Raw genomic sequence first — 25,857 nt, 5'->3', positions numbered from 1 at the left:
TATTAGTCTTCTAGGTTGTATTGTTTTATTTTTCTGTATAAAGTTCTTTGTGAAATTCCCAACTCGTCTGCGGCTCTGTTCCTGCGTCCTTTATGCTTCTCCAAAGCCTTGATGATCAAGTCCTTTTCATTATTCTGAAGCGATAAAGATTCCGGTCGGTTTTCTTCTACTTCTATATCTTCAATATCTTCGTAGCTGTCATCCGTATTTGAAATAATGGTGGGCGAAGATTGTACTACAGGAGATTTGTCTTCGAAATACAGCAGTGAATTCTGGGCTACGGGCTGAGTTTGTTCCGCTGAATAGATTCTGTTGATCAGATTTTTTTCCTGGTTGCTCAAATCGGCTGTTCCTCTGTTTTTGATCAGTTCTGAAGTTAGTGATTTTAAGTCATTAATATCACTTCTCATATCAAAGAGAATTTTGTACATGATTTCTCTTTCACTTCCGAAATCACTCTGTTTCTGAGTACTCTGATTGTTAACCACCATTGGAAGATGGGTTTCCATAGGAATGTATTCAGCGAGTTTCTCGACGGTTATTTCGCGGTTTCTTTCCACGACCGTCATCTGTTCTACAAGGTTTCTTAATTGTCGGATATTTCCCGGAAAGGAATAATTTTCAATATAATGAACAGCACCTGGCTCCAGCTGCAATTCCGGCATTCTGTATTTCTCTGCGAAGTCTATCGAAAACTTCCTGAATAACAAATGAATATCTCCTTTTCTTTCTCTTAAAGGAGGCATATCAATCTGCACGGTATTTAAACGGTAATATAAATCTTCCCGGAATCTTCCGTCGTGAATAGCCTTCATCATATTGACGTTGGTAGCGGCTACAATTCTTACATTGGTTTTCTGAACCTGCGAGGAACCTACTTTCATAAATTCACCGCTTTCCAGCACTCTCAAAAGACGGACCTGAGTCTGCAAAGGCAGCTCTCCCACCTCATCCAGGAAGATAGTCCCACCATCTGCTACTTCAAAGTATCCTTTTCTGGTAGCGGTAGCTCCTGTAAATGCTCCTTTCTCGTGTCCGAATAATTCTGAGTCTATGGTTCCTTCCGGAATAGCTCCACAATTGACCACGATATAAGGCTGATGTTTTCTTTTGGATTCTGAATGGATGATTTTCGGGATAAATTCTTTCCCAACACCACTTTCCCCGATAACCAGAACGGAAATATCTGTGGGCGCCACCTGGATTGCCTTTTCCAAAGCCCTGTTCAGGACAGGAAAGTTTCCAATGATGCCAAAGCGGTTTTTTATGTTTTGTAACTCGTTACTCATAAGTAAATTTTTGATTATTGATTTAATAATAATCTACAGTTCTTCGATCTGTTTCCTGTAGACTTTGTTAAAATGATGAGTGTAGACATCTTTCATGGTCTTTCCTTCATCATAAGTCATTAATGCTAACTTCTTTAAATCTAAATAATCTTTGTTTCTGACTTTAGAAACTTTACTTTTAAAATATATATTTTCTGCAAAGTTATTTTCCTTGCTCTGTTTTTCAAAATTTTCTAAAGCTTTGTCATATCGGCCAAGTTCAAAGTAGGTGACCCCCAATTGGTAATGGTCATACATTCCTTTGAAATAGCCCTTTGAAGCCAAAAGCCTTTCAATAATCGCGGCAGCTTTTTCTTTTTGTCCTAACGCACTGTAAGACATAGCTTTCACGATATCTAAATGATAATCCCCGTTTAAGGATCTCCCAAGATCGTTGGGGTAGTATCTTTTTAATTCTTCTAAATCCTGAATCGCCCCTTTGTAATCGCGCAGAAACTGGAATTTGCACCAGCCTCTGTAGCCTAAATGCATTTTAGGATCTGCTGCAACGGCTTTGTCTATAAGAATCTTCCAGGTTACAAAGTCTCCGTTTTTAAGATATGGAACTGCTTTCTCCATATAGGAATTGGAGAAATCCGGACAAAATCCGATAGCTTTATCAAAAGCTTCCTGAGATTCCCGGCTGCCTTGTCTCTCTGAAGCCCAGTTGTATAACTCACAAGCTTTTTTGCAGTTCTCCCCCTCTACTGCATTACAGTTAACCTGTGCAATAGTATTGGTATAAACGATAAGCAGCAAAAAGCTAAGGTAATACCTCTGAAACTTTTCCATTCTCAATTTTATAGGTTAAATACTGATAATAGCCTATTTTAAAACCTTTTATCTCTTTGGGAATCCAGCCGTCCAGCGATTGTGTAAACCGCAGCAACCTTTCTCCCAGTTCTTTATTTACAATTGTTTCCTTAAGATCTGCATCCATTTGCCGAACTCTGAACAATCCTGTTTTTCCTTCACAATTTACTAAAAATCTTACGGTAATATAACCGTTTGTTTTACTTTCGGAAGATATTTTTTCTTTTTCGAGTTTTTCTGTAATGGCTATTTTCTCTCCTTTATAGTCGAACTCTTTTAAACCCTGGTAATACTGAAGGGTAAACAGTTTTTCAGAATTACATTTTTTAAATGCAGGATTATCCAACTTTTCATCAAATTCTATATCTCCCACGGTTGCAGGATATTTACTGATGTTCTTTTCTGTCTGACATGATATCAGAATACAGAAAAATAAAGCAAAAAGATAAACTGCTTTAATCAAAATCTTACGTTATTCTGCTGTTCTCCCTAAAAGCGTGCCCTGTGTATTGTCATACACAAATACACTCACAATGTCACCAATTTTCTGGCCTTCCAGTACATCAAATACACAAACCGCATTCTGGGAATTTCTTCCCTTCCACTGATTTTTATTCTTTCTAGAGGTTCCTTCGATCAAAATCTGGTGCGTTCTTCCGACGTAAGTTTCCATCCTTTTTCTGGATAGCTCGCGCTGAAGTTCAATAACCTCATTCAGACGTTTCTGCTTTACTTCAAACGGAATATTATCCTCCATTTTCTTATGCGCCGGTGTTCCGGGTCTTTCCGAATAAGCAAACATATAACCGTAGTCGTATTCCACTTCTTTCATCAGACTTAAGGTATCCTGATGATCTTCTTCCGTTTCATTACAGAAACCGATGATCATATCCTGAGAAAAAGCAATATCAGGAACAATCTCCTTTGCTTTTTTAATTAAATCTAAATATTCTTCACGGGTATGCTGTCTGTTCATCGCCAAAAGCATATTGTTGCTTCCGCTTTGTACAGGCAGGTGAACGTAATTGCAGATGTTGTCATGTTTTGCAATCATTCTGAATACGTCCAGACTCATATCCTGAGGGTTGGACGTTGAGAATCTGATTCTCATTTCCGGAACAGCTTTAGCCACCAAATCAAGCAGGTGAGCAAAATCAACGGCTGTTGCTTTCTGCATTTCAGAAGCTTTGACAAAGTCTTTTTTAGGACCTCCTCCGTACCATAAGTAAGAGTCTACATTTTGTCCTAAAAGGGTAATTTCTTTATATCCGTTATCTAAAAGGTTTTGGCATTCCTGAATGATGGAATGCGGATCGCGGCTTCTTTCGCGGCCTCTGGTAAACGGCACTACACAGAATGTACACATATTATCACAGCCTCTGGTAATGGTTACAAATGCTGTAACGCCATTTCCGCCTAAACGGACCGGGTTGATATCTGCGTAAGTTTCTTCTTTTGAAAGAATGACATTGATGGCATCTCTTCCGTCTTCCGTTTCCTTCAAAAGGTTGGGAAGATCCCTGTAAGCATCGGGGCCTACCACAAGATCTACCAATTGTTCTTCTTCTAAGAATTTGGTCTTTAAACGTTCAGCCATACATCCCAGAACACCAACCGTCATGTTTGGTTTCTGTTTCTTCAGATTTTTGAACTGGGCAAGACGCATTCTTACGGTCTGCTCCGCTTTTTCACGGATCGAACAGGTATTCAAAAGGATAAGATCTGCTTCTTCTACTTTCAGCGTGGTATTGTACCCTTGCTCATTAAGAATAGATGCAACAATTTCAGAATCAGAGAAGTTCATCTGACACCCATAGCTTTCTAAAAAAAGTTTTTTAGAATTCTCGGGTCTTTCAGCGATGGCAAAAGCTTCTCCCTGTTTTGTTTCGTCTATATATTTTTCCTGCACTGTAATCAATTTGATGTTTAGGATTCAAGTTCCAAAAGTTCAATTCATGAATTTTTCACCCCTAAACAGATTAGTCTGCAAAGATACAAAATATTGAGACAGAATGGCAGGGGATTATTCTGGAAGATTCTATGCAACTTCCTGTCCAGATAAACTCATCAGGAATATATCCGATAATAAGAAAAAATACTAATCTTCATCATATCCATGGGTACTGAAATTAACCTTAACAATCATTTTAGAATCTACCGGAGTCGTATCCTTCATAGCAGGTTTCCATTTTCCTTTGATCTTTTTCATTGCATACTTTACGTCATCTACAAACATTTCGCTGTTTCCGATCTTGGGAAGAATATCAAGACGGTTCATTTTCCCATCCAGCGATATATTGATCACAAAAGTTACTTTGCCATTGATCGCATAACTCTGGGTATCCACATAAGCGTAAAGCATCTCCATGAATTGCTTTCTGAAAGCCTGGTCTCCACCGGGAAATTCTGCTTTTTCAGTGTACGTTGTTACTTCAGTCTGTGTGGTTTGTTGGGAAAATCCTTTCATTCCAATGAACAATAAAGGCAGTAATAAAAGGTATTTTTTCATCTGATCAGGTTATAGATCTGTTGTTATTGAAGAGAATTTCATTTTAAGTTTGATCTGTGAAGTCACAGGCTGGCCGTTGCATGAAGCTGGGGTCCAGTTCTTTTTAATCCGTCTTACTACATATTTCATATCGTCAAAAAAGTAAGCGCTGTTAGAAACTTTCGGACTTCCTTCGATATTGGTTACTTTTCCGGTCTTATCTACGGTAAGGGTAAAGGTGAAATCTCCGTTCAGAACATAAAAATCTGAATTCAGATAATCATACATAAATTTCTGCAGAGTATCCTTATAAACAGCTACGCCCCCGTCAAATGCTGCTGGCTTGAAATCATTGCAGTTCTTCACCGCAATCTGCAGAAGAGGTTCTTGGATGTCTATTTTCAGGAGGTTTTTGTTATTCTCCGTGATTGGATTGTCGTCTCTGTCTTCAACATCCTGCTGGGCCAATGCAAAATTCGCCATAAGGAGTGCTATAAATAATGTAAAAGCTTTCATAGAACCGTATTCATTAGTTATTAAAATTACTTTAACAAAGTTAATTATTTAAATTTTGTGTCAAAAAGAAAAACTTCAGGCTTTCACCTGAAGTTGTATGACTTTATTGAAATTTATTTTACGCAGTTAAAGCCTGAGCGTTTGCTTTACTTCCCGTTTCTTTTAATAGCAGTGAAATCAAAACAGCGAGAACAATGCCTGCGATCCAGAATATGATGGAATGTTGAAAATGCATCTCTCCGGAAGAAGCATCCAGGCTTTTCCCGAACCATCTGCTAAACAACGGACTCACCAATGTGGTTACTCCGAAGGTGATAAAATTGATAGCCCCCGTTGCGCTTCCTTTTACATAATCAGGATTGGCTTCTTTAATGATAGAATATGGGATCATGGCAGCTCCGGAGCCTAGCCCGAAAATAAACATACTGATCTTGGCAGGATACAGTTCGGGAAGATAAACCAGTTGGAGAAAACTCAGGATCATTAAGATCGCACCGCCCACCAGAACAGGTTTTCGTCTTCCGATTTTATCGGTAATAAAGCCCAGAACAGGACATCCGAATACCCATCCGAAAGCGACCATTGCACTTGTGATGGCAGCATCGTGAAACAAAAACCCTTTATCTTTCTGAAAAAAAGCAACTCCCCAAGTCATGGCAAATATAGTGGTAGGAGCAAAAAGAAGTCCTGAAATAAGACCACACAACCAGGATTGAGGGTTTTTAAAAACGATTTTATAAGGCTCTAAATATCCTACTTTTTTAATCGTTTCACCAGGTTTTACTTCAGCCAGTTTTTCACCGGGAATTACCAGAAACAGACAGAATGCTGTAATGACCGTAATGATACCTGACCAAAGCCAGAAAGTATCAATATTAATCCCCTGCTCCACCCAGGGTCCTACGACAAACTGTCCCGCAGTTCCTCCCAACATCCCGATACATTGTGTAAATCCAACGGCTGTAGCCAGCGATTTTGAAGAAAATCCTTTACTTGCCAGATACACACAGCCCGGAAATGCAAAAGCACAACCGGCGCCCTGAAGCAGTCTCCCTGCTACACCACCAGAATAGGCTGACGCAAGAAACAGTAAACATCCGATTCCCAGAATTAACGCTCCTGCGAAAAGAGATCTTTTCCCACCGAATTTATCCAAAGCAATTCCGGCAATCAAACTGCATGTAGAATAGGTATAATAGTAGGTTCCAATGAGGCTGACAAGCTTTAATTCTGTTGTACTGAAATTATTGACAAGTTCCGGAATCATTACTGCCGGCGCCGATCGTACTACATAATCCAGAAAATAAAACACTAACCCCAATAACCAGGCAATGACGTAGAATCTTTTTAAGGAAGCATTCATTACAGCAGCCCTTTTATATGTTTATAATTGGTTTTTACCGTGTCCAGCACTTCTTCCATTTTACCGCCCAGCATCAGTTGCGCCATAGATTTAGTCATTCCTAATACCTGATCCAAGTCTACCTTAGGAGGAAGAGCCAGTGCGTTTGGATTGGTAAATATATTAAGAAGATAAGGCCCGTCATAAGCCAGACATTCTTTTATTGCGTTTTCTACGTCTTCGGGTTTGTGAACATTTTTCCCCGGATATCCCATAGCCTGAGCGATCATTGCAAAGTCAGGATTGATCATATCGGTTTCATTATCCGGCATTCCGCCTACTTCCATTTCCAGCTTTACCATTCCAAGGGTTCTGTTATTGAAAACAATCAATTTTACCGGAAGTTTATACTGAAAGATGGTGGCCATATCTCCCAAAAGCATCGACAGTCCTCCGTCTCCACACATGGCAATGACTTCTTTGCCCGGATGAGCCAGTGATGCACCTATAGCCATAGGCATGGCATTGGCCATGGATCCGTGATTGAAAGAGCCCAGCATTTTTCTTTCTCCGGTTCCTGTAATAAACCGGGCACCCCAAACACAGCACATCCCGGTATCTACAGTAAAAATAGCATCTTTTTTAGCGAGCCTATCCAAGGTATGCGCTACATATTCGGGCTGAATAGCATCTTCCTTTCCAAAGTCTTTGACATATTCGAGCTGATTTTCTTTTACTTTTTCATAAAACGCCAGCTGCTCCTGAAGGAAATGAATATCCGTTTTTTCTTCAAGCAGTGGCAGTAATGCTTTAATGGTTTCTTTTACATCTCCTGCAAGTCCGAGCTCCAGTTTCGCTCTTCTTCCCAATCTTTCGGGGCTTTCATCGATCTGGACAATTTTATTTTTTACCGGCATGAATTTTTGATAAGGGAAATCGGTTCCCAGAAGGATTACCAGATCTGCTTCGTGCATTGCATGATAGGCTGATGGAAAACCAAGAAGACCCGTAAGTCCTACTTCATTGGGGTTATTAGGCTGAATAGCCATTTTTCCACGGAAAGAATAACCGACCGGTGCTTTTAAAAACTTTGATAATTCTATGACCTCAGCATTTGCTTCTGCCGCTCCAATTCCACAATAAAGCGTCACTTTTTTACTCTCATTGATGAGATTCGCAAGACTTTTCAATTCCTCATCGGAAGGCCTGATAACAGGGTTGGTCCTGAAAATTTGGGTAGAAGTAGATCCCTCTTCGGCATTCAGTTCCGAAACATCTCCGGGAAGTCCGATGACCGCGACTCCTTTTTTGGAAATAGCATGCTGAATGGCTGTCTGTAGTGTTCTCTGCACCTGCTCCGGCCGCGTAATCATCTGATTGTAATGGCTGCAATCATCAAAGAGTTTTATGGTATTGGTTTCCTGGAAATAATCCATTCCCATTTCATCGCTTGGAATGGTAGAGGCGATAACCAGCATTGGAACGTGAGATTTGTGAGCTTCGTAGACTCCATTGATCAAATGAACGTGTCCCGGGCCGCAGCTTCCTGCGCACACCGCAAACCCGTCAAGTTCAGCTTCGGCCGCTGCTGCATAGGCTCCTACTTCTTCATGTCTCACATGAATCCATTCGATGCTGCTTTTTTTCACGGCAATATTCAGATGGTTGAGACTGTCACCGGTTACTGCATAAATCCTTTTCACATTGGCATCTTCGAGCATTTCAACAATCTGCTCTGCTATGTTTTTAGCCATAATATTATTTTTTGATGTTTATTTTTGTTATAGAATACTGAAAAAAAAAGTGATCGGGGCCTGTATTTAGTATTAAAAAAATCCTTGCCTCTCTCAAATTTAGCTAATAAATAATAATTATTGTGCCAACAGACTATTAAAATTTCAACATATTGAAATAGTAATTATCGAAGAAGAAAGTTTTTAAATCATTAAGATTTTTTAAGTGGTTAAGTTTTATTAAGATAGATAACTCCGGTTATTGGGGGCTTTATGATTGTAAAGCAAAGCTGAATTTCATCCTCTTAAAAACTCAAGAGAAATTCCACTGAAGGTATAATTGATCCCGGTTTCGCCTTTCTGTTAAACAAAACACTCCGCAGATTACTGCGGAGTGTGTATCATTTATATTAGTTCTTAAATTACTTCAATCTGATTTCTTAGCAAGTCTTCAAACTCGTCTCTTTTACGGATTAAGTGTGCTTTTCCCTCCAAGAATAGTACTTCAGCCGGTTTTAATCTTGAGTTAAAATTTGAACTCATTTCAAAACCGTATGCTCCTGCATTATGGAAGACAAGGATATCTCCTTCTCTTACTTCGTTTAATTTTCTATCCCAGGCAAAAGTATCTGTTTCACAGATATTCCCTACCACCGTATAGATTCTTTCCGCTCCTTTAGGATTAGAAAGATTTTCGATCTTATGATAAGAGTCGTAGAACATCGGACGGATCAAGTGGTTGAAGCCTGAATTTACGCCTACAAAAACGGTAGCAGTGGTCTGCTTGATTACATTAGCTTTCACCAAAAGATAACCGCTTTTCCCTACTAAGAATTTCCCTGGTTCAAACCATAATTCGAAATTACGTCCTGTAGATTTTGTGAACTCAGACAATACTTTTTCTACTTTTTTGCCCAGCGTTTTCACATCTGTTTCTTCTTCGCTGTCCTGGTAAGGAATTTTGAAACCACTTCCCATATCCAGATATTTAAGGCTCGGGAAATGCTCGGAAAGCTCCAGCATGATATCCAGCGCCTGCAGGAACACATCAGGATCTTTGATCTCGCTTCCGGTATGCATATGAAGCCCCTCCACATTAAGATTCGTACTTTTCATCACTCTTTCGATATGACGAACCTGATGAATGGAAATCCCGAATTTACTGTCGATATGTCCTGTTGAAATTTTATAGTTTCCTCCTGCAAAAATATGTGGATTAATTCTTACCAGGATCGGATAGGTACTTCCGTATTTATTCCCGAATTGCTCAAGAATAGAAATGTTGTCTATGTTAATATGAACTCCGAAAGTCATTGCTTCCTCTATTTCAGCAAGGTCAACACAATTGGGCGTAAACAATATTTTTTCCTTAGGAAATCCTACTTTTAGCCCTAGTTTAACTTCATTAATAGATACACAATCCAAAGAAGCACCCAAGTTCTTGACATACTTCAGAATGTTGATGTTTGTCAACGCCTTTGCCGCATAGAAAAACTTTGTGTGTTTTAAAAAAGAAGATGTAAGTTTCTCGTATTGAACTTTGATGGATTCAGCATCATAAACATACACCGGGGTGCCAAACTCATTGGCAATCTTTAATAATTCTTTTGAATTCATAATTTCATTTTAACATAAAAAAAGGCAGATTCTTGGATAAAGAGCCTGCCACATTAATTATTTTTATGCAAGACAAGTCTTTTAAATATTCCAAACCTTGGAAAACTTTACAGTTCCCTTTTTTCCGGTTTTAATTTGTTTAAAATTTTGCATTGCTTCTATTTATTTTTTACAAAAATACTATTTATTTTTTATTTTAAGAAAATTCATTTGAAAGCATCTTCTTTTGATAAAAACTTCTAAAGTCTGATTTTCTTGATTATTTCGGTAAGGGTAAGGTCTCAAAATCACCCCGAAGTAATGCCAGCTGCAGATCATTGTGTAAGTCTGTAGACGGCAAAGGGAGATCAATCTTCAGTTTTGAGATCTTGCTCATGGTCTGAATCTGGGTAAACAGGTCATAAAAACCATAAGACATGATCTTTCCATTTTCAATGATCATGAACATTTTTTCACCCAACTTTCGCCCCTGACCAAGCCAGAGTTCATTTCTTTTTCTGAAATCTATTTTTTTAATGAACACATTGATGTCATTAAACTCTTCCTGAAGTCCAATGAACTGAACGGCTTTTGTTCCCTGGGTAAATGATCTGAATTTAAGGATGGGTTTTTCAGTTTTATTCAGTTTATTCTTTTCAACAATATATTTATTGTTTCTAAAATAAAGCCCGAACGGAAATACTTCCTTCTTTTTGATATTTTTAGAATTCAGAATCAGCTTGGCAATAATATCGGTTCCTGTAAGTTCATAATTGATCTGTTCCACTTCCTGCTGAACCTGTTCCCATTTTTTAGACTTGGAATTAAAAACCTTTTTTGAGAATTTATTGATATCCGGAACGTAATCAGATAAAATAATTTTTCCTGCTTCATTCTGAAAGTAAACAAACCCTTTTTCATTCGGTAAATCCTGAGTCAGGATCTTGATTTTATTGATATAGGTTTTCGAATTGGTTTCGTCATGTTGCTTTTGGATGATCTCATTTTCGGTATCTTTTGAAATCAAAAGTTTGAACAATTCCAGCGTGGCTCTTGCATCTCCATCGGCTCTGTGATGATTGGTCAAAGGAATTCCTAAAGATTTCACCAATTTTCCGAGTGAATAACTTACTTCATCCGGAATCATCTTTTTCGCTAAAGGAATGGTATCTAAAGTACTGGTCTGGAACTCGTACCCCAATCTTTTAAAAGACTGGCGAAGCATTCTGTAATCAAAGTCAATATTGTGACCCACCAGTGTGGTATTCTGAGTGATTTCAATGACTCTTTTTGCAATTTCATGAAATTTTGGTGCGGTTTTAACCATTTTGGGCGTTATATTGGTAAGTTTCTGCACAAAAGGGGTAATATCGCTTTCAGGATTGACAAGAGAAATAAACTGGTCAGTAATTTTCTGACCATCATACCTGTAGATGGCTATATCTATAATGCATTCCTTTCTATAACCTGCACCATTACTTTCTATATCTATAATCGAATACATTGAATTTTTAATTATACTGCAATTTTTAAATTAATTTTTATCATTCCCGTCATGATAAGACTGGGACTTAAGATAAGGAAGCTAGTACATAACCCATGCCATAGGTCCATAACAGCTGCCATTTTGCTTGCTGTACGTCTTAACTAATGACCATAGACACATTAAAAAACACGTACCAACTTATAAAAGAAATATTCCGGCAAATGACCGATACAGCCATTTTTATTTACCAATAAAGGCAATGCGGCTAAAATAACAAAAAATATTTCAAAAAAAGTAAAACCCGCATTGATACTGTCCATGACCAGCTTCAAAACAGCCTGCCTTATTTAATAAAAAGCTGATACTCTTTTCATAGCAGTTTATTTTTTCGAGGAATTAATTTTAAAATCTATCTCTTTCTTCCTCCCAGTCCAAACATTCCAAGAAGCGCTTTTGCTCCTTCCCGCATCAAGGTGCTGGTAAAAGTTCGTCCTGCTTTGCTTTGAAGTACCTGTTCAAACATTCCGGGTTCTTCTTTAACCGGTCTTGTTTTTTGGGTGGGTGCAGAGTTTTGAGCGGCCTGTTCCATTCTGCTTGTTAATATTTCATAAGCGGATTCTTTATCTACAGGCTGTTCGTATTTTGCTACAAGTGCTGATTTCCCTGTGAGTTCTGATATTTCAGCGTCACTTAAAATGTCCATTCTGGATTCAGGAGAAATCAGATAGGTATGAACAAGTGGTGTAGGAATTCCTTTTTCATCCAAAGCAGTAATAAATGCTTCTCCAATTCCAAGATTCTGGATCAGGCTGGGTGCATTATAAAACTCTGTGGTCGGGTAGTTTTCAACAGCTTTGTTAATTTCTTTTTTATCTTTTGCGGTAAAACCTCTCAATGCATGCTGAATCTTCAGTCCTAACTGTGAGAGTACATTCTCAGGAACATCACCGGGAATCTGTGTAATAAAATAGATCCCGACACCTTTGGAACGGATCAGTTTAACCATTGTTTCAATCTGCGAAAGCAGTGATTTGGAAGCTTCATCAAAAATTAGGTGAGCTTCATCTATAAACAGGACCAGTTTTGGTTTCCCACTGTCTCCCTCTTCAGGAAAAGTCATATAGATTTCTGCAAAAAGAGAAAGCATAAAAGTGGAGAAGAGTTGTGGTTTGCTTTGTATTTCAGCTACTCTTAAGATATTGACCACTCCTTTTCCATCTCTGGTTTCCAAAAGATCATGCACGTCAAAACTTAATTCTCCAAAGAAGTCAGAGGCTCCTTGTTGTTCAAGAGCCACAATAGATCTAAGTATTGCTCCTAATGAAGCCGAAGCAATAGAACCATAGTTAGCGGCCAGTTCAGCTTTCCCCTGAGCATTGTCTGTCACATACTGCAGAACTTTTTTCAAGTCATTGAGATCGATTAACGGAAGACCTTTATCATCACAGTATTTAAAAACAATAGACATAATGCTCTGCTGGGTATCATTCAGTTCCAGGATCTTGCTTAACAAAACCGGACCGAATTCTGTCACAGTCGCTCTTAACTTCACTCCCTTTCCACCGGAAATGCTCATGAGCTCTACAGGAAATGCCTGCGGATGATAGGGAAGTTGTGTTTTAGCATATCTTTCTTCAATAACCGGATTCATCTGACCAGCTTCGGCAATTCCTGAAAAGTCTCCTTTAATATCCAAAACCAAAGAAGGAATTCCTGCATGAGAAAGCTGCTCTGCAAAGACCTGAAGTGTTTTTGTTTTCCCCGTTCCTGTGGCACCTGCAATAAGACCATGACGGTTGATTGTTTTCAGAGGAATCGTCACGTTGACTTCCGGTACTACTTCACCGTCCAGCATTCCTTTTCCCAGTATAATGTGCTCTCCTTTGGGAGTATATCTTGTGTTCAGTTCTTCAATAAATTGTGTTTTGTCTGCCATCTGATCTTTTTAAACCTATAAATATAAAAGTTTTTGTAAAATATCTGACCATTAAAATCATATTCAAGAATAATCTTAGTGAATACACTTTAAAAATCACCGAAAGCTCTTGCCTTCAAATTCTAAACAATGAGAGAAGGTAACCATGCAATGAATGACCCTACATAATTATTTTCATTTTTAGCACATGATAAAAAACATTGTATTCAATCACTTTTTCACGACCTCCCCTTTCCATTTGAAAACAAAGGATTTTAAGGCTTTCACCCCGCGAATATTGAAAGAAACTATCATCTGAATTTAACATTTCATTTACATTTCATCTAATACTTTGTATCTTTATCTAAAATTTAAAAAAGACCCCAATGAAAATTGAACAAATATATACGGGCTGTCTGGCTCAGGGTGCCTATTATATTGTATCAGAGAATGAAGCAGTCATTATTGATCCTCTTAGAGAAGTAAAACCTTACCAGGATCGTCTTGAAAAAGACAATGTTACTTTAAAATATATTTTTGAGACCCACTTCCATGCTGATTTTGTTTCAGGACATTTGGATCTAAGTCATAAAACAGGAGCTCCTATCGTTTACGGACCTACAGCTCAGCCGGCATTTGAGGCGATCATTGCCGAAGATCACCAGATTTTTGAAATCGGAAACATAAAAATAAAAGTATTGCATACTCCGGGACACACGATGGAGAGCACAACCTATCTGCTCATCGACGAAAATGGTGTTGAAACAGCTATTTTTACAGGAGACACTCTTTTTCTGGGAGACGTTGGAAGACCAGACCTTGCACAAAAAGCCACCAATCTTACTCAGGAAGATCTTGCAGGAATTCTGTATGAAAGTCTTCAGACCAAAATTATGCCCTTAGACGACAGCGTTACAGTTTATCCTGCCCATGGTGCAGGATCAGCGTGTGGAAAAAATATGCAGAAGGAGACCGTAGATACCTTAGGAAATCAAAAGAGAACCAATTACGCGCTGAACCAGCCGGATAAAGAGTCATTTATCAGAGAGGTTCTGGACGGCCTTACTGCTCCACCAAAATATTTCGGAATGAATGTCGCCATGAACAAAGGGGGATACGAAAGCCTGGATGTGGTAATGAACAAAGGCTTAAGTCCGATTGCTGCTGAAGATTTTGAAGCGTTCGCAGAAGACACAGGCGCTTTAATTTTAGATACAAGAAGCCCTGCAGAGTTCCACAAAGGATTTATTCCTAATTCTGTCAATATAGGCTTAAAAGGAGATTTCGCGCCATGGGTAGGAAATATGATCGTAGATGTAAAGCATCCTCTTTTACTGGTCGTTGATGAGGGAACTGAAGAAGAGGTCATTACCAGATTAAGCAGAGTAGGTTTCGACAATGTTTTAGGATATCTTGACGGCAGTTTCAGTGCCTGGAAAGATGCAGGAAAAGAAACTGACGACATCAAAAGAATATCTCCTGCTGAATTCGCTGAACAGTTTACAGAAAGTGCTAAAGTAATCGATGTCAGAAAACTGAGCGAATATTCTGCAGAACACGTTGACAATGCCTTCAACAAGCCATTGGATACCATCAGTGACTGGGTAAAAACCATTGATGACTCTGAACATTTCTTTCTTCATTGTGCAGGTGGATACAGAAGTATGATCGCAGCAAGCATCCTTAATGCACACGGAATCAGAAACTTCACCGAAATAGAAGGCGGATTCAATGGAATTAAGAAGACAGAAAAATTACCAACTACAGATTTTGTATGTCAGTCAAAGACCCTATAATTTTCATGAAAATAAAGATTTTCTGGTTTATTATCGCTACAGCATTGACATTAACTGCCTGTAAAACAACAGATATGGCAACGATGCCACGAGCAGACATCAGAGAAATGGTTAACAGTTCGGATGTCACCCTGGTAGATGTGAGAATTCCCGAGCAGTATGAAGCAGGGACCGCAAAAAATGCTCTTAATATTCCTTTAGCCGAACTACAGAATAATATAAATCTGCTGAAAGGCAAAAAAGTAGTGGTTTTCTGTAACAAAGGAATACAGGCTGATCAGGCAATGGAAATCCTAAAGAAAAACGGCGTAGAGGCTTATGACGGGACCAGCTGGAAAAATGTAAAAGCAATACAGGATGAGAAATCATCCGGAAAGTAAAAATAATTAAGCCATTAAGATTGATTATGGTGAATCTTAATGGTTCTGATAAAACTAAAACTATGTCACAGAAATTTCAGGAAATCATCAATTCGGAGAGACCGGTACTTATTGACTTTTTTGCTACGTGGTGTCAGCCATGCAAAGTACAATCCTCTGTTTTAAACACGGTAAAGGAAAATATAGGTGAAGGAGCCAGAATTATCAAAGTAGATGTAGACCAATATCCGGCATTGGCCGCACAATATGGTGTACGAGGTGTTCCAACATTGGCCGTTTTCAAAAACGGGGAACTTTTATGGAAAGAAAGCGGTGTTCATGATGTGAATACACTCACGGAATTGCTTAAACAGTATTCTTAAAATTAAGGCTGAGGCTAAGATTGAAGCAGAATATCTTCTGGTTTCATTCTTAGCCTCAGCCTTTTCCTATAAATCCATTGTAAACCTATCTCTGTCGTTGAGAAACTGAAAGTGTTTTCTGAAGTCTTTCAATTCATCCATATTCAGTTCCGCAGAGATGATATTTCCTTCTTTTTTAGAAATTTCCGTTCCGTCTGCAAAAAAGCAATGCGAACTCTCCTGATAAAAAAGATTATTTCCGTCTGTCCCAATTCTGTTTAACCCAAAAACGAAAGACAGATTTTCGATCGCTCTGGCTTTTAAAAGATGTTCCCACGCTCCTACTCTCTTCTCAGGCCAGTTGGCGATATACAAAACAGCATCATAATCATCATTATTTCTTGCGAATACCGGAAACCGAAGATCGTAGCATACCTGAAGTAAAATCCGGATTCCTTTATAATTCACAATGACCCTTTTATGTCCCGGACTATACACCTGATCTTCTCCTGAAAAAGAAAACAGATGCCTTTTGTCGTAGAAAAAACTTTCGGAGTCAGGCTGCACAAAATACATTCTGTTATAAAAACGTTCCCCCATTTCTACCGGAGCACTTCCGCAAAAGGCTGCCTTTTTTTCTTTTGACATCTTTTTCAGAAATTCCAGAGATTCTTCATGTCTGTCCGAAACTTCAGCCGCATCCATACAGAATCCTGTAGAAAACATTTCGGGAAGCAGAAAAATATCCGCTTCCAGATCTTTCAACTGATCCTCGATTATTTGAAAATTTTTCTTCTTGTCTTTCCAGACAATATCTAAATTTAATCCTATAATTTTCATATTATTTACATTTCAAATGGCATAAAAATTGATATATATATCACAAATAAGAGATTAATAACCCCTTGTTCCGACCCAAAAAAACATTCAGAACAGGGGATAAAATTCATCTACCAATTAGTTGAATAATCCAAAAGCAAATTACTAAAGAATTTTTACAAATTTATCAGTAAACAAATATATTACACAACAAATGATGATTAAACATAAACCTATGAAAAAATTTATTCCAGTACTTCTGGCATTCTTTTTTGTCCACTGTACAAACACAACAGACAGCATTGAAGAAGAAGTTCATTTATTACATTCAAAAACAGCCGCACCACAGTATGATATTTTTTTAATCGCTGGACAATCCAATACCCATTATGGAATAGGTTACGATCCAATGATAGATACCGTTGACCCTGATATTTTCCAAGTAGGGAGGCGTGGTGCACTCAATAATAAAATTGTTGTCGCCAGTGAAACTTTACACCATTGGACCTCCAATAACAACAAGATAGGTTTCGGATTAACTTTCGCAAAAAAATATAAACAATATTTGCTAAAACCCGATCGTAAAATATTGCTCGTTCCTTGCGGATATGGAGGTACCACCATACAGCAATGGTCTAAGAATACCACCCTGTATAATGATGCAGTAAAGAGAACTTTAACAGCTCTTAATAATAATCCCGGAAGTTCTATAAAAGGTATATTATGGCATCAGGGAGAACATAATGTAAATACCACAAATTATACTACATTACTGGACAAATTTATTGGAGATATACGAAGGGATTTAAATGACCCTAACCTTCCAATTGTATTGGGGGGAATGGTTCCATTCTGGGTGAACAGACATCCTTCAAGAATTGCACAGCAGGAAAAGATCAAAACGACCCCAAACAGAGTTAACAATTCAGCATATGCAGACCCTACATTTCCTTTTGAAATCACTAAGCTGAATAATTCCTATGATCATATACACTTTGATGCAAAAGGCCAAAGAGAGCTGGGATTAAGATATTTTGAAAAATATAATACGCTGGTCCACTAGAAAAATACCATTGATATTCTGTGAATTTTATATTTTCTGAAATATTCGGTTTCATTTTTGATAATAATACCTCTTATTGTTATCATTAAAAATTTAAAGTTTATGAAGAAGTTAATTTTTACATTCATGATTATTTTTTGTGGAGCTACCGCCAATGCGCAGGCTTATACGGGAAAAGGTGATCAGAAAATTCAGCTCGGGCTGAGTGCCTGGGGATATGGAACGGGAGTTACAGGAACTTATGACTATGGACTGAACAAGCTTGTATCTGTTGGAGCAGGGCTTAACGCTTACTTTAGTGATTATAAAGATAACGATAAAGACAACCGCGTTTTTGTATTCGGAAGGGTGAATTTCCACCTTCAGGAAGCACTTGACCTACCTGCTAAATGGGATATTTATCCTGGAGTTGACGTAGGAGTACTGGGCAGAGATTTTGGGATTGGAGCCCACATTGGAGCTCGTTACTTTTTCACAGAGAAAGTGGGGGTTTTTGCAGAAGTAGGCAACAACGGCAGTATAGGCGTTTCATTTAATCTGTAAGATCGGCTTAATATATGACAAAGCTTCTCATTTAGAGGGGCTTTTTTATTTGGCATAGTTTTGATAATTCTTACCTTTGCAAATTAAAATCTAAAAATTATTAATGGAATTAGCAATCAAGATTTTCCAGTTCATACTAAGTATTTCTATTTTAGTAGTTCTTCATGAGCTTGGACACTTTTTACCGGCAAAATGGTTTAAGACCAGAGCTGAGAAATTCTTCCTGTTTTTCGATCCATGGTTTTCGATCTTTTCAATGAAGAAGATCAACGGAAAATGGCAGTATAAATTTATTTCGAAAAACCTTCCGGACACAGAAACTATCGTAGTAGACGGAAAAGAGAAAGAAGTTCCTATCGATATATCAAAACTTCCCGACAATGACTGGAGAAAGCATCCCGAGCAGACAAAATACGGAATCGGATGGCTTCCTTTTGGCGGTTATGTGAAAATTGCAGGAATGATCGACGAAAGCATGGATACCGAGCAGATGAAAAAACCTGCAGAACCATGGGAGTTCAGGTCTAAACCAGCATGGCAGAGACTGATCATTATGCTTGGAGGAGTTACGGTTAACTTTTTCCTTGCCTGGATCATTTTCGGAAGTCTTTCTTACTTCAACGGAGAAACTTCTTTTGATACAACGAAAGTAGAGACCCCGATGCATTATACCAATATTGCAAAAGCAATGGGCTTTGAGGACGGTGATAAAATCTTAAAAGTAGACGGAAAGGTCCAGAACAATCTGGATAAACTGTCTTTGGATATTTTATTAAGTGATCAGGTAACTGTCCTAAGAAATGGTAAGGAGGTCACTTTCAACACGAATGACGACGGAAAAGCACTGGCTTTCAAAGATGAAAATCCAAGAGCATTCCTTACGCCAAGGTCTTTACCTATTATTGATTCCATCGTGAATCCTAAAGCAGCTGAAGCAGGTTTAAAAATAGGAGACCAGGTAGTATCTGTAAATGGTCAGAAAATCAGTTATTATGACGAACTGCAAGGTGTTGTTGTAAAGAATTCAGGAAAAGCAATTAATACGGAAGTATTAAGAGCCGGGACAGTACATCCTTTAACTCTTCAGGTTTCCAAAGAAGGTACACTAGGCATTATGTCTTATAAGCAAATGCAAAAGTTCGCCAGCACACAACATTTCACGTTTGTAGAATCTATCGGAAGAGGATTTACCAGAAGTATTGAAAGTTTGACCTACCAGGTGAAGCAGTTTAAACTGGTATTCAACAAGAAAGTTCAGGGATATAAAAAAGTAGGGGGTCCTTTGGCGATCATCAAAAATATGCCTGTAGAGAAGTCGAAAGACGGATCAGTATCGGTTAACTGGAGTATGTTCTGGAGTTTTACAGCCATGTTCTCTGTATGGTTGGCATTCCTGAACCTTATTCCGATCCCGGGACTTGATGGTGGACACGTTTTATTTACGCTGTGGGAAGTAATTACGGGAAAACCGGTTCCTCAGAAAGTATTGGAAAATGCACAGATGATCGGGGTTATCTTCCTGTTAGGATTGATGTTACTGATCTTCGGAAGCGATATCTTTAAAGCAGTCACCGGCAGTTTATAATTTTTTTGAAATTTTTTCCAAAAAATATTTGTAAGGTATAAATATTCGTCCTATATTTGCACCACTTAAAACAAAGGACATTCCTCCTTAGCTCAGTTGGTTAGAGCATCTGACTGTTAATCAGAGGGTCGCTGGTTCGAGCCCAGCAGGAGGAGCCAAAAAAGACTTACAGAAATGTAGGTCTTTTTTTATTTGCATCCCTTTTGCTGATGAGAATTGACAATCTTTAATCAAATAAGCACAATGCCCTACCTATCCCGGATTTATTTAAAAAATGACCATCCTAAAGATCATCCTTTCAATCTTCCGTTTTTAAGCAAAGGTTTAGACCTGAGATTTAAAAGCAATGTTACTTTTTTCGTTGGTGAAAACGGAATTGGGAAATCTACCTTACTGGAAGCTATTGCTGAAAAGTGTGATTTCAATGTATCGGGAGGCAGCCGGAATCACAACTACAATTTTCACAAGACAGAATCTGAACTCTCCGAATACCTTACCTTATCCTGGAAAACCAAAACAGGTCAGGGATTTTTCATGAGAGCTGAAAGCTTTTTCAACTTTGCCACTTATATTGACGAAGTCGCCAAAGAAGACCGAAGGGTTCTTGATGCATATGGGGGCAAATCCCTGCACCAACAGTCGCATGGCGAAGCTTTCCTTTCCTTATTCCATAATCACTTCCAGAACGGCCTTTATATCCTTGATGAGCCGGAATCAGCCCTTTCACCACAAAGACAACTTTCGCTCTTATCCATCATTCATAAATTAGAAAAAGCAGGAAAGGCTCAATTTATTATTTCGAGCCATTCTCCCATTCTGATGAGCTATCCCGGTGCTGAAATTTATTTATTAGACGACCAGATTCAGAGAACACATTACAAAGAAACGGAGCATTATCAACTAACAAAGAATTTTTTAGATTCCCCGGAACTCTATTTCCGTCATTTATTTGAAGATTATTAGACTAAACCCAAAAAGATATTAAAATATTTCTTCCTGAAATTCAACATTTTTGCTCAAAAAATACCGTTAATTGAGGATAAAATTTGCCTGATATTAATATTCCTTTTATATTTGCAGCACCTTAAACAAAGGAAAATTCCTCCTTAGCTCAGTTGGTTAGAGCATCTGACTGTTAATCAGAGGGTCGCTGGTTCGAGCCCAGCAGGAGGAGCCAAAAAGACTTACAGAAATGTAGGTCTTTTTTTGTATCCGGACCTCAGCTAATGGGAGATATTTGAAACATCAATATCAGCAAGTCTCCATTATCCAATTAATCTATTCTACTTAAATTCCGATCGGCTTACTTTTCCACATTGCATAATTTTCCACAAAACAGCGAAAGACGTCAACTTTCTCTTCTTTTTAGCTATCATTTCAGATATCCACAAATAACTATTATTCACTGTGGAAAAAGCTCATGAAACCAAATAATCAATTGAAAATAAATAAATTAACATTGTTAATAACCTGTGGAAAAATTATTAAGAAGGTATTAAGATATCATGGAAAACACCATATTAACCTGTTAAAATCATGTGAATAACCTGACGAAAACACGTTAAAAGGGTATTGATAACCCAATTTTCCTATACTGATAAATTGTGGAAAAGATGTGAATATTGAAAAAACACATTCATAAATTATACACCGAATGATAATGGTAAAATTTCCCTTAATCAAGCCAGTTATTACCACAATCTTTTGCTGTTATTTTCGTTACATTTGTAGTTTTGTGATTTTTCACAGAAAACGTTAAAAAAATATAATCTTTTTTAAATAAACAGCACGCTTTTTGTTTTGCTAATTGCCTGAAGAACCAAATGATGTTAAATAACAACTCCAAATATTACAACCTTTTTTTTCTGCTCTTTATATCCTGTCTCACCTATGCCCAAAACACAGCGAATGGCAAGATTACCGATGCCAAAACCAATAAAGAAATTTCAGGTGTAGATATCTTTATTAATGATAACAGTACTCCTTTTTTGAAAACTTCGGCCAGCAGTTTCATCATTCAGTCGGATAGTATTATTTATAAACTAAAATTTTCGAAAAAGAACTACTCTACTGAAACCGTTACCATTACTCCTGAAACAGCAGAAAATATTTTTGTGAAACTTTCACAGGAAAAGGAAAATACCATTGCTGAAATTGTCATCCACAACGAAAAACCTAAGTATAAAAACAAAAAGGAAAATCCGGCGTATGCCATTATGCAGGAAGTATGGAAAAGAAAACGAAATAATGGTTTAGAAAAATTCGACACCTATACTTATAAAGAATATGAAAAAATCCAGTTTGACGCCAACAATCTGGACAGTGCTTTTATGAGTAAAAAAATCTTCAATAAGCTTGATTTTATTTTTGACTATGCAGATTCTACAGCCAGCGGAAAGATAGGACTTCCTATATTCCTGAATGAGTCCATGTATGAAAATTTTGGAGAAAACAAACCGGGGAAAAAGACTAAAAGGCTACTGGTAGCTCAAAAAACATCGGGATTCCAGGACAATCAGGTCATCACCATTACGGCAAAGAACCTTTACAGAGATATTAATATTTATGACAATACGTTAAATTATTTTGACATAGGATTTCCGAGCCCCGTTGGAACCAATGGATTCAGCACCTATGATTATAATTTAACCGATACAATCTCCATCCACGGAGAGAATGCTTACAAGATCAGATACCAGCCCAAAAGAAAAGATGTTTTGGCTTTTCAGGGATATCTTTATATAGACACAGACAGTTATGCTGTTCTGGGGGCCACCTTAAAATCAACCCAGAAAATCAATGTTAACTTTATCAACAGTATTTCCACAGAGCTGGAGTACGATAATCCTGACGACAATACATTCCTTCCCAAAAAATTCATTACAGAAATAGAGCTCACCCCTTTTGCGAAAAAAAGGACTTCAAAAAGTATTATTGCAAAACGGTCCGTCGATTATTCACAGTATGAATTCAACAAACCTCTTGACGATAAAGTATTCACCCGCAGAGAAGAAGAGTACGACGATAAATTTGTTGATAAAGACGATGCTTATTGGGTAAAAGCGAGACCAGATTCATTATCAAAATCAGAGCAGGGCGTTTATGAGATGCTTGACAGACTTCAGCAGACCCCAAAATTCAACCGGATTGTTAAAATCTACGAAACACTCGCATCAGGATATTACAATGCTTTTAAAGGGATCGATATCGGTCCAATTTTTTCAATCTATGGTAAAAATGAAGTTGAAGGAGACAGAATAAGACTGGGAGCCAGAACCTATTTCGGGCAAAATGATCCCTGGAGAGTTCAGTTTTATACCGCATACGGATTCAAAGACCAACAGGTTAAATACGGAGCGGAAGCACGCTACATGTTCAACAGGGTCAACAGATTTATGATTGGCGCAGGAACTAAGCGAGACATAGAACAGCTTGGAGTGCAACTTACGACTGATGACGGAATTATGGCCAGGACTTTTGCATCCTCTACCCTTTTTGCAAGAGGAGAGAATGCTTCCCTGAGCTCTATAAACAAGACTAATATTTTCGCAGCTATTGAACCTTGGAAAAATTTCCAGGTACGAGTAGACGGGACCCTACAGAGCATCAAATCTGCCAATCCCGAGAAGTTCAGCCTGATGTATTACCGCAACGGTGATCTGCGCAAAACCCTTAATGATTCTCACGTTACCCTTAGCTTAATTGCAAGGCCGGGAGCTAAATTCTCCCAGACCGGAGTAGACCGCTACGAACATGGAACGCTGGCTCCAACCATTATATTAAAATATACGAGAGGAATTGAAGGCCTTTTCAACGGAGACTTCAATTACAACAGACTTCAGTTTATGTTTTACAAACCTGTACTGATCGGAAGCTGGGGCAAGACCATGATCAGCTTCGAAGCTGGAAAAACTTTCGACAACGTTCCTTTGGGACTTCAGAATGTAATCCCCGGAAACCAGTCTTACAGTCTGGCACAAAACACATTCGCACAGCTTAATTATTATGAATTTGTAGCAGACACGTATTCAACGCTCCACCTTGAACATCACTTCAATGGAAAAATACTATCGTTCATTCCATTGATCAAAAAACTGAAACTTAGAGAAATTGCATTTATCAGAAGTGCCTACGGAACTTTGAGTGATGCCTCTAAAGCCATCAATGTAGATGGATTTAAATATTCCGCCCCTAGTGAGCAGATTTATTTTGAATATGGATTCGGAATTGAAAATATAGGAATAGGAAACCTAAGGATCTTTAGAGTAGATTTTAACTGGAGAGGAAATTATCTCGACAGACCGGATATTTCTACATTTGGAATCAAAGCAGGATTCCAGGTAGGATTCTAATCAGACAACAATATAAAAATGGGCTGTATCTTCGAAGATGCAGCCCATTTTTTATTCGTAAAGTTCTTAAACAATGAACGATCCGCTATCCCACATCTGCTATTCACAACCTTCAGCAATATATAGCAAACAGCGCATTTTCTGCAAAGGGGTCATTCCACACCAGATATCACATCAAGTAACTGGATTGGGTGGACATCATCTTTATCCGTTAATTTGTTTTAGATTCTTCTTTGTTAGATTCTTTAAATTTTTCAGCATTATTTAGTTTTATTAAATACAATCGCAAGGCTCGTCAAAATCCCGCAGACAATGTATTTTTTGCCAAGGCGTTAATCTACACCAAGTATCACATGATTTGCTGGGAGTAGAAGGGCACTGTCCTGCACCCCCCTTAATATCTTTTAAGTTTTTCTTCGTTAATTTTTTCAAATTTTTCATAGCTATTATTTTATTTGTTGTTGAACAAATATATAAATATTTCACAAAAGTTGGAATATTAGCGAATTTGTGTATTTAAAATACCCATCAAAAAAGCCTCAGCTTATGCTGAGGCCTTTTTCAATAACAATTTATATTAACACGGACATGGGTCCGCGTCTATAATCATATTTTTACATCTTAGTCTTTGCTGCGCTGTCCAGCTGCACCATTGTACACAAGTAGTAGCAGGAGGTGGACAAGCCAAAGCCCCACCTTCAATGGTTCTAAGTTCTTTCTTAGGTAGTTTTCTGAGATTTTTCATAATAATTAGTTTTGATTGGTTAGTTGATGATTTGATGGTTCGCAAATATATAAATATTTCACCATAATTAGAATATTGGCCCAATATTTTTGCCTTTGACAGCTATAGACATAAAAAAACCTCAGCAAATGCCGAGGTTTAGATTTTATAAAACGCTTAAAAATTATGCGTTTGCTTCTACAGATACGAAAGATCTGTTATTTGCTTTCTTTCTGAAAACTACTTTACCGTCTACTAATGCAAACAAAGTATGGTCTTTACCCATTCCCACGTTTTCACCTGGGTGGTGCTGAGTACCTCTTTGTCTGATAATAATATTTCCGGCAATAGCTTCTTGTCCACCGAAAATCTTCACACCTAATCTCTTAGAGTGAGACTCTCTACCGTTCTTGGAACTACCGACTCCTTTCTTGTGTGCCATTTTATTACTGGATTATTTGTTAAGTGCTTTAAATTGATCAATATTCTTAACGATAGCAGCATCTACTTCTTCGTGAGTAAGAATAGTTTTTTCTAATTCCACTTTAACTGCTTTACCTAAAGTAATTAAAGTTTCTCTGTTTTCTTTAGACTGAGACAAGTTGTTTTTCTTCAAGTGATAGTTCAGTTCGTGATCTTCACCAAAGTTAACAGTTGCGTTGTCAGAAAGAATTTCAGTTTTTGCTGTTTCTTTTTTAGTCACTTTCTTTGCTCCAGCTTCAAAACCGGTAATACCAGTGATTCGAATCTGAGTTAAAGATTGTCTGTGACCATTTTTTACTTGGTAACCTTTTCTTCTTTTCTTTTTGAAAACGATTACTTTATCAGCTTTTACATGGTCTAGGATCTCTGCATCTACAGTGATACCGCTTACAGCTGGGGCGCCAACAGTGATTGAACCGTTTACAGTAAGAAGAATTTTATCAAAAGAAACCTTGTCTCCTTTTTCTCCTTTTAAACGGTTTACAAACAACTTCTGGTCTTGCTCAACTTTATATTGAAGCCCTGCTATTTCTACAATTGCAAACATTGTTTAT

24 protein-coding genes and 2 tRNA genes are annotated in these 25,857 nt (G+C 37.9%); 10 read left to right on the top strand and 16 right to left on the bottom strand.

The genetic code is table 11. The annotated features are described in order from the left end of the window. Nucleotides 1-2: 2 nt before the first annotated feature. The 11 genes from BW964_RS17610 to BW964_RS17560 form a co-directional block, all read right to left on the bottom strand. Nucleotides 3-1,289, bottom strand: a complete 1,287-nt coding sequence (locus BW964_RS17610; RefSeq protein ID WP_076509149.1) for a sigma-54 interaction domain-containing protein — start codon at nucleotides 1,287-1,289, stop codon at nucleotides 3-5. Nucleotides 1,290-1,322: 33 nt separating this feature from the next. Continuing rightward, nucleotides 1,323-2,120: a tetratricopeptide repeat protein gene (locus tag BW964_RS17605; protein ID WP_076509148.1), complete on the bottom strand. Its 798-nt coding sequence runs from the start codon at nucleotides 2,118-2,120 to the stop codon at nucleotides 1,323-1,325. Continuing rightward, on the bottom strand, nucleotides 2,092-2,604 hold the full coding sequence (locus BW964_RS17600) for a hypothetical protein (protein ID WP_076509146.1): 513 nt from the start codon (nucleotides 2,602-2,604) through the stop codon (nucleotides 2,092-2,094). The genes BW964_RS17605 and BW964_RS17600 overlap by 29 nt, the downstream gene beginning before the upstream one ends. A gap of 9 nt (nucleotides 2,605-2,613) precedes the next feature. After that, nucleotides 2,614-4,050 (bottom strand): tRNA (N6-isopentenyl adenosine(37)-C2)-methylthiotransferase MiaB, encoded by a 1,437-nt coding sequence (miaB, locus tag BW964_RS17595; RefSeq protein ID WP_076509473.1) that lies wholly within the window; start codon nucleotides 4,048-4,050, stop codon nucleotides 2,614-2,616. Nucleotides 4,051-4,239: 189 nt separating this feature from the next. Further along, a complete protein-coding gene (locus tag BW964_RS17590) occupies nucleotides 4,240-4,650 on the bottom strand; it encodes an energy transducer TonB (protein ID WP_076509144.1) in 411 nt (136 codons plus the stop codon). Between the two features lie 9 nt (nucleotides 4,651-4,659). Beyond that, entirely contained in the window at nucleotides 4,660-5,145 is a 486-nt protein-coding gene (locus tag BW964_RS17585) for an energy transducer TonB (RefSeq protein ID WP_076509143.1), read from the bottom strand. 118 nt (nucleotides 5,146-5,263) lie between these two features. Continuing rightward, complete coding sequence (locus tag BW964_RS17580) at nucleotides 5,264-6,508, bottom strand: MFS transporter (protein ID WP_076509141.1); 1,245 nt, start codon at nucleotides 6,506-6,508, stop codon at nucleotides 5,264-5,266. Next, nucleotides 6,508-8,241 (bottom strand): thiamine pyrophosphate-dependent enzyme, encoded by a 1,734-nt coding sequence (locus tag BW964_RS17575; RefSeq protein WP_076509140.1) that lies wholly within the window; start codon nucleotides 8,239-8,241, stop codon nucleotides 6,508-6,510. Before BW964_RS17575 ends, BW964_RS17580 begins: the two co-directional genes overlap by 1 nt. 396 nt (nucleotides 8,242-8,637) lie before the next feature. Beyond that, the gene (lysA, locus tag BW964_RS17570) at nucleotides 8,638-9,837 is read right to left on the bottom strand and encodes a diaminopimelate decarboxylase (RefSeq protein ID WP_185117123.1); all 1,200 of its coding nucleotides are present in this window, start codon (nucleotides 9,835-9,837) and stop codon (nucleotides 8,638-8,640) included. A 259-nt stretch (nucleotides 9,838-10,096) separates the two neighbouring features. Then, complete coding sequence (locus BW964_RS17565; protein ID WP_076509137.1) at nucleotides 10,097-11,320, bottom strand: 3'-5' exonuclease; 1,224 nt, start codon at nucleotides 11,318-11,320, stop codon at nucleotides 10,097-10,099. 391 nt (nucleotides 11,321-11,711) lie between these two features. After that, nucleotides 11,712-13,238, bottom strand: coding sequence for a helicase HerA-like domain-containing protein (locus tag BW964_RS17560; protein WP_076509135.1), 1,527 nt, complete (start codon nucleotides 13,236-13,238; stop codon nucleotides 11,712-11,714). A 365-nt stretch (nucleotides 13,239-13,603) separates the two neighbouring features. Here BW964_RS17560 and BW964_RS17555 point away from each other — a divergent pair, with 365 nt between their 5' ends. The 3 genes from BW964_RS17555 (at nucleotide 13,604) to BW964_RS17545 (ending at nucleotide 15,755) form a co-directional block, all read left to right on the top strand. Continuing rightward, nucleotides 13,604-15,013, top strand: a complete 1,410-nt coding sequence (locus tag BW964_RS17555) for an MBL fold metallo-hydrolase (RefSeq protein ID WP_076509134.1) — start codon at nucleotides 13,604-13,606, stop codon at nucleotides 15,011-15,013. Between the two features lie 5 nt (nucleotides 15,014-15,018). Next, nucleotides 15,019-15,393, top strand: coding sequence for a rhodanese-like domain-containing protein (locus BW964_RS17550; RefSeq protein WP_076509132.1), 375 nt, complete (start codon nucleotides 15,019-15,021; stop codon nucleotides 15,391-15,393). A 62-nt stretch (nucleotides 15,394-15,455) separates the two neighbouring features. After that, nucleotides 15,456-15,755, top strand: coding sequence for a thioredoxin family protein (locus BW964_RS17545; protein WP_034701246.1), 300 nt, complete (start codon nucleotides 15,456-15,458; stop codon nucleotides 15,753-15,755). Between the two features lie 66 nt (nucleotides 15,756-15,821). On the opposite strand, the gene BW964_RS17540 is transcribed toward BW964_RS17545, so the two are convergent. Beyond that, nucleotides 15,822-16,574 (bottom strand): nitrilase-related carbon-nitrogen hydrolase, encoded by a 753-nt coding sequence (locus BW964_RS17540; protein WP_076509131.1) that lies wholly within the window; start codon nucleotides 16,572-16,574, stop codon nucleotides 15,822-15,824. 214 nt (nucleotides 16,575-16,788) lie between these two features. Between BW964_RS17540 and BW964_RS17535 the strand changes: the two genes are divergently transcribed. From BW964_RS17535 to BW964_RS17505, 7 genes are all read left to right on the top strand, one after another. Continuing rightward, complete coding sequence (locus BW964_RS17535) at nucleotides 16,789-17,616, top strand: sialate O-acetylesterase (protein WP_165789186.1); 828 nt, start codon at nucleotides 16,789-16,791, stop codon at nucleotides 17,614-17,616. 102 nt (nucleotides 17,617-17,718) lie between these two features. After that, nucleotides 17,719-18,159 (top strand): DUF6646 family protein, encoded by a 441-nt coding sequence (locus BW964_RS17530; protein ID WP_076509128.1) that lies wholly within the window; start codon nucleotides 17,719-17,721, stop codon nucleotides 18,157-18,159. Between the two features lie 103 nt (nucleotides 18,160-18,262). Next, complete coding sequence (gene rseP / locus BW964_RS17525; protein ID WP_076509126.1) at nucleotides 18,263-19,744, top strand: RIP metalloprotease RseP; 1,482 nt, start codon at nucleotides 18,263-18,265, stop codon at nucleotides 19,742-19,744. Nucleotides 19,745-19,825: 81 nt separating this feature from the next. Continuing rightward, nucleotides 19,826-19,902, top strand: a tRNA-Asn gene (locus BW964_RS17520). Nucleotides 19,903-19,987: 85 nt separating this feature from the next. Further along, nucleotides 19,988-20,707, top strand: coding sequence for an AAA family ATPase (locus BW964_RS17515; protein WP_076509124.1), 720 nt, complete (start codon nucleotides 19,988-19,990; stop codon nucleotides 20,705-20,707). Between the two features lie 137 nt (nucleotides 20,708-20,844). Further along, nucleotides 20,845-20,921, top strand: a tRNA-Asn gene (locus BW964_RS17510). Between the two features lie 646 nt (nucleotides 20,922-21,567). After that, on the top strand, nucleotides 21,568-24,096 hold the full coding sequence (locus BW964_RS17505; protein ID WP_228432040.1) for a DUF5686 family protein: 2,529 nt from the start codon (nucleotides 21,568-21,570) through the stop codon (nucleotides 24,094-24,096). 273 nt (nucleotides 24,097-24,369) lie between these two features. Here BW964_RS17505 and BW964_RS22930 read toward each other — a convergent pair whose 3' ends face one another. The 4 genes from BW964_RS22930 to rplU form a co-directional block, all read right to left on the bottom strand. Further along, on the bottom strand, nucleotides 24,370-24,537 hold the full coding sequence (locus BW964_RS22930; protein ID WP_449384815.1) for a bacteriocin-like protein: 168 nt from the start codon (nucleotides 24,535-24,537) through the stop codon (nucleotides 24,370-24,372). A 136-nt stretch (nucleotides 24,538-24,673) separates the two neighbouring features. Continuing rightward, nucleotides 24,674-24,841: a bacteriocin-like protein gene (locus BW964_RS22590; protein WP_165789187.1), complete on the bottom strand. Its 168-nt coding sequence runs from the start codon at nucleotides 24,839-24,841 to the stop codon at nucleotides 24,674-24,676. 163 nt (nucleotides 24,842-25,004) lie between these two features. Next, nucleotides 25,005-25,262: a 50S ribosomal protein L27 gene (gene rpmA / locus BW964_RS17500; protein ID WP_034726841.1), complete on the bottom strand. Its 258-nt coding sequence runs from the start codon at nucleotides 25,260-25,262 to the stop codon at nucleotides 25,005-25,007. Nucleotides 25,263-25,274: 12 nt separating this feature from the next. After that, nucleotides 25,275-25,850: a 50S ribosomal protein L21 gene (gene rplU, locus BW964_RS17495; protein ID WP_073328790.1), complete on the bottom strand. Its 576-nt coding sequence runs from the start codon at nucleotides 25,848-25,850 to the stop codon at nucleotides 25,275-25,277. Between the last annotated feature and the right edge of the window lie 7 nt (nucleotides 25,851-25,857).

The organism is Chryseobacterium shigense, assembly GCF_900156575.1.
Taxonomy (GTDB): Bacteria; Bacteroidota; Bacteroidia; order Flavobacteriales; family Weeksellaceae; genus Chryseobacterium; species Chryseobacterium shigense.
The sequence above is the reverse complement of the archived record's forward strand: the minus strand, read 5'-3'. Positions and strand labels throughout refer to the sequence as shown.

Bases quoted from the DNA above. Each gene is read 5' to 3' on its own strand.
- BW964_RS17610 (WP_076509149.1), bottom strand. From the start codon at position 1,289: ATGAGTAACGAGTTACAAAACATAAAAAACCGCTTTGGCATCATTGGA.
- BW964_RS17605 (WP_076509148.1), bottom strand. From the start codon at position 2,120: ATGGAAAAGTTTCAGAGGTATTACCTTAGCTTTTTGCTGCTTATCGTT.
- BW964_RS17590 (WP_076509144.1), bottom strand. From the start codon at position 4,650: ATGAAAAAATACCTTTTATTACTGCCTTTATTGTTCATTGGAATGAAA.
- BW964_RS17585 (WP_076509143.1), bottom strand. From the start codon at position 5,145: ATGAAAGCTTTTACATTATTTATAGCACTCCTTATGGCGAATTTTGCA.
- BW964_RS17580 (WP_076509141.1), bottom strand. From the start codon at position 6,508: ATGAATGCTTCCTTAAAAAGATTCTACGTCATTGCCTGGTTATTGGGG.
- BW964_RS17575 (WP_076509140.1), bottom strand. From the start codon at position 8,241: ATGGCTAAAAACATAGCAGAGCAGATTGTTGAAATGCTCGAAGATGCC.
- lysA (WP_185117123.1), bottom strand. From the start codon at position 9,837: ATGAATTCAAAAGAATTATTAAAGATTGCCAATGAGTTTGGCACCCCG.
- BW964_RS17565 (WP_076509137.1), bottom strand. From the start codon at position 11,320: ATGTATTCGATTATAGATATAGAAAGTAATGGTGCAGGTTATAGAAAG.
- BW964_RS17560 (WP_076509135.1), bottom strand. From the start codon at position 13,238: ATGGCAGACAAAACACAATTTATTGAAGAACTGAACACAAGATATACT.
- BW964_RS17555 (WP_076509134.1), top strand. From the start codon at position 13,604: ATGAAAATTGAACAAATATATACGGGCTGTCTGGCTCAGGGTGCCTAT.
- BW964_RS17550 (WP_076509132.1), top strand. From the start codon at position 15,019: ATGAAAATAAAGATTTTCTGGTTTATTATCGCTACAGCATTGACATTA.
- BW964_RS17545 (WP_034701246.1), top strand. From the start codon at position 15,456: ATGTCACAGAAATTTCAGGAAATCATCAATTCGGAGAGACCGGTACTT.
- BW964_RS17540 (WP_076509131.1), bottom strand. From the start codon at position 16,574: ATGAAAATTATAGGATTAAATTTAGATATTGTCTGGAAAGACAAGAAG.
- BW964_RS17535 (WP_165789186.1), top strand. From the start codon at position 16,789: ATGAAAAAATTTATTCCAGTACTTCTGGCATTCTTTTTTGTCCACTGT.
- BW964_RS17530 (WP_076509128.1), top strand. From the start codon at position 17,719: ATGAAGAAGTTAATTTTTACATTCATGATTATTTTTTGTGGAGCTACC.
- rseP (WP_076509126.1), top strand. From the start codon at position 18,263: ATGGAATTAGCAATCAAGATTTTCCAGTTCATACTAAGTATTTCTATT.
- BW964_RS17515 (WP_076509124.1), top strand. From the start codon at position 19,988: ATGCCCTACCTATCCCGGATTTATTTAAAAAATGACCATCCTAAAGAT.
- BW964_RS17505 (WP_228432040.1), top strand. From the start codon at position 21,568: ATGATGTTAAATAACAACTCCAAATATTACAACCTTTTTTTTCTGCTC.
- BW964_RS22930 (WP_449384815.1), bottom strand. From the start codon at position 24,537: ATGAAAAATTTGAAAAAATTAACGAAGAAAAACTTAAAAGATATTAAG.
- BW964_RS22590 (WP_165789187.1), bottom strand. From the start codon at position 24,841: ATGAAAAATCTCAGAAAACTACCTAAGAAAGAACTTAGAACCATTGAA.
- rpmA (WP_034726841.1), bottom strand. From the start codon at position 25,262: ATGGCACACAAGAAAGGAGTCGGTAGTTCCAAGAACGGTAGAGAGTCT.
- rplU (WP_073328790.1), bottom strand. From the start codon at position 25,850: ATGTTTGCAATTGTAGAAATAGCAGGGCTTCAATATAAAGTTGAGCAA.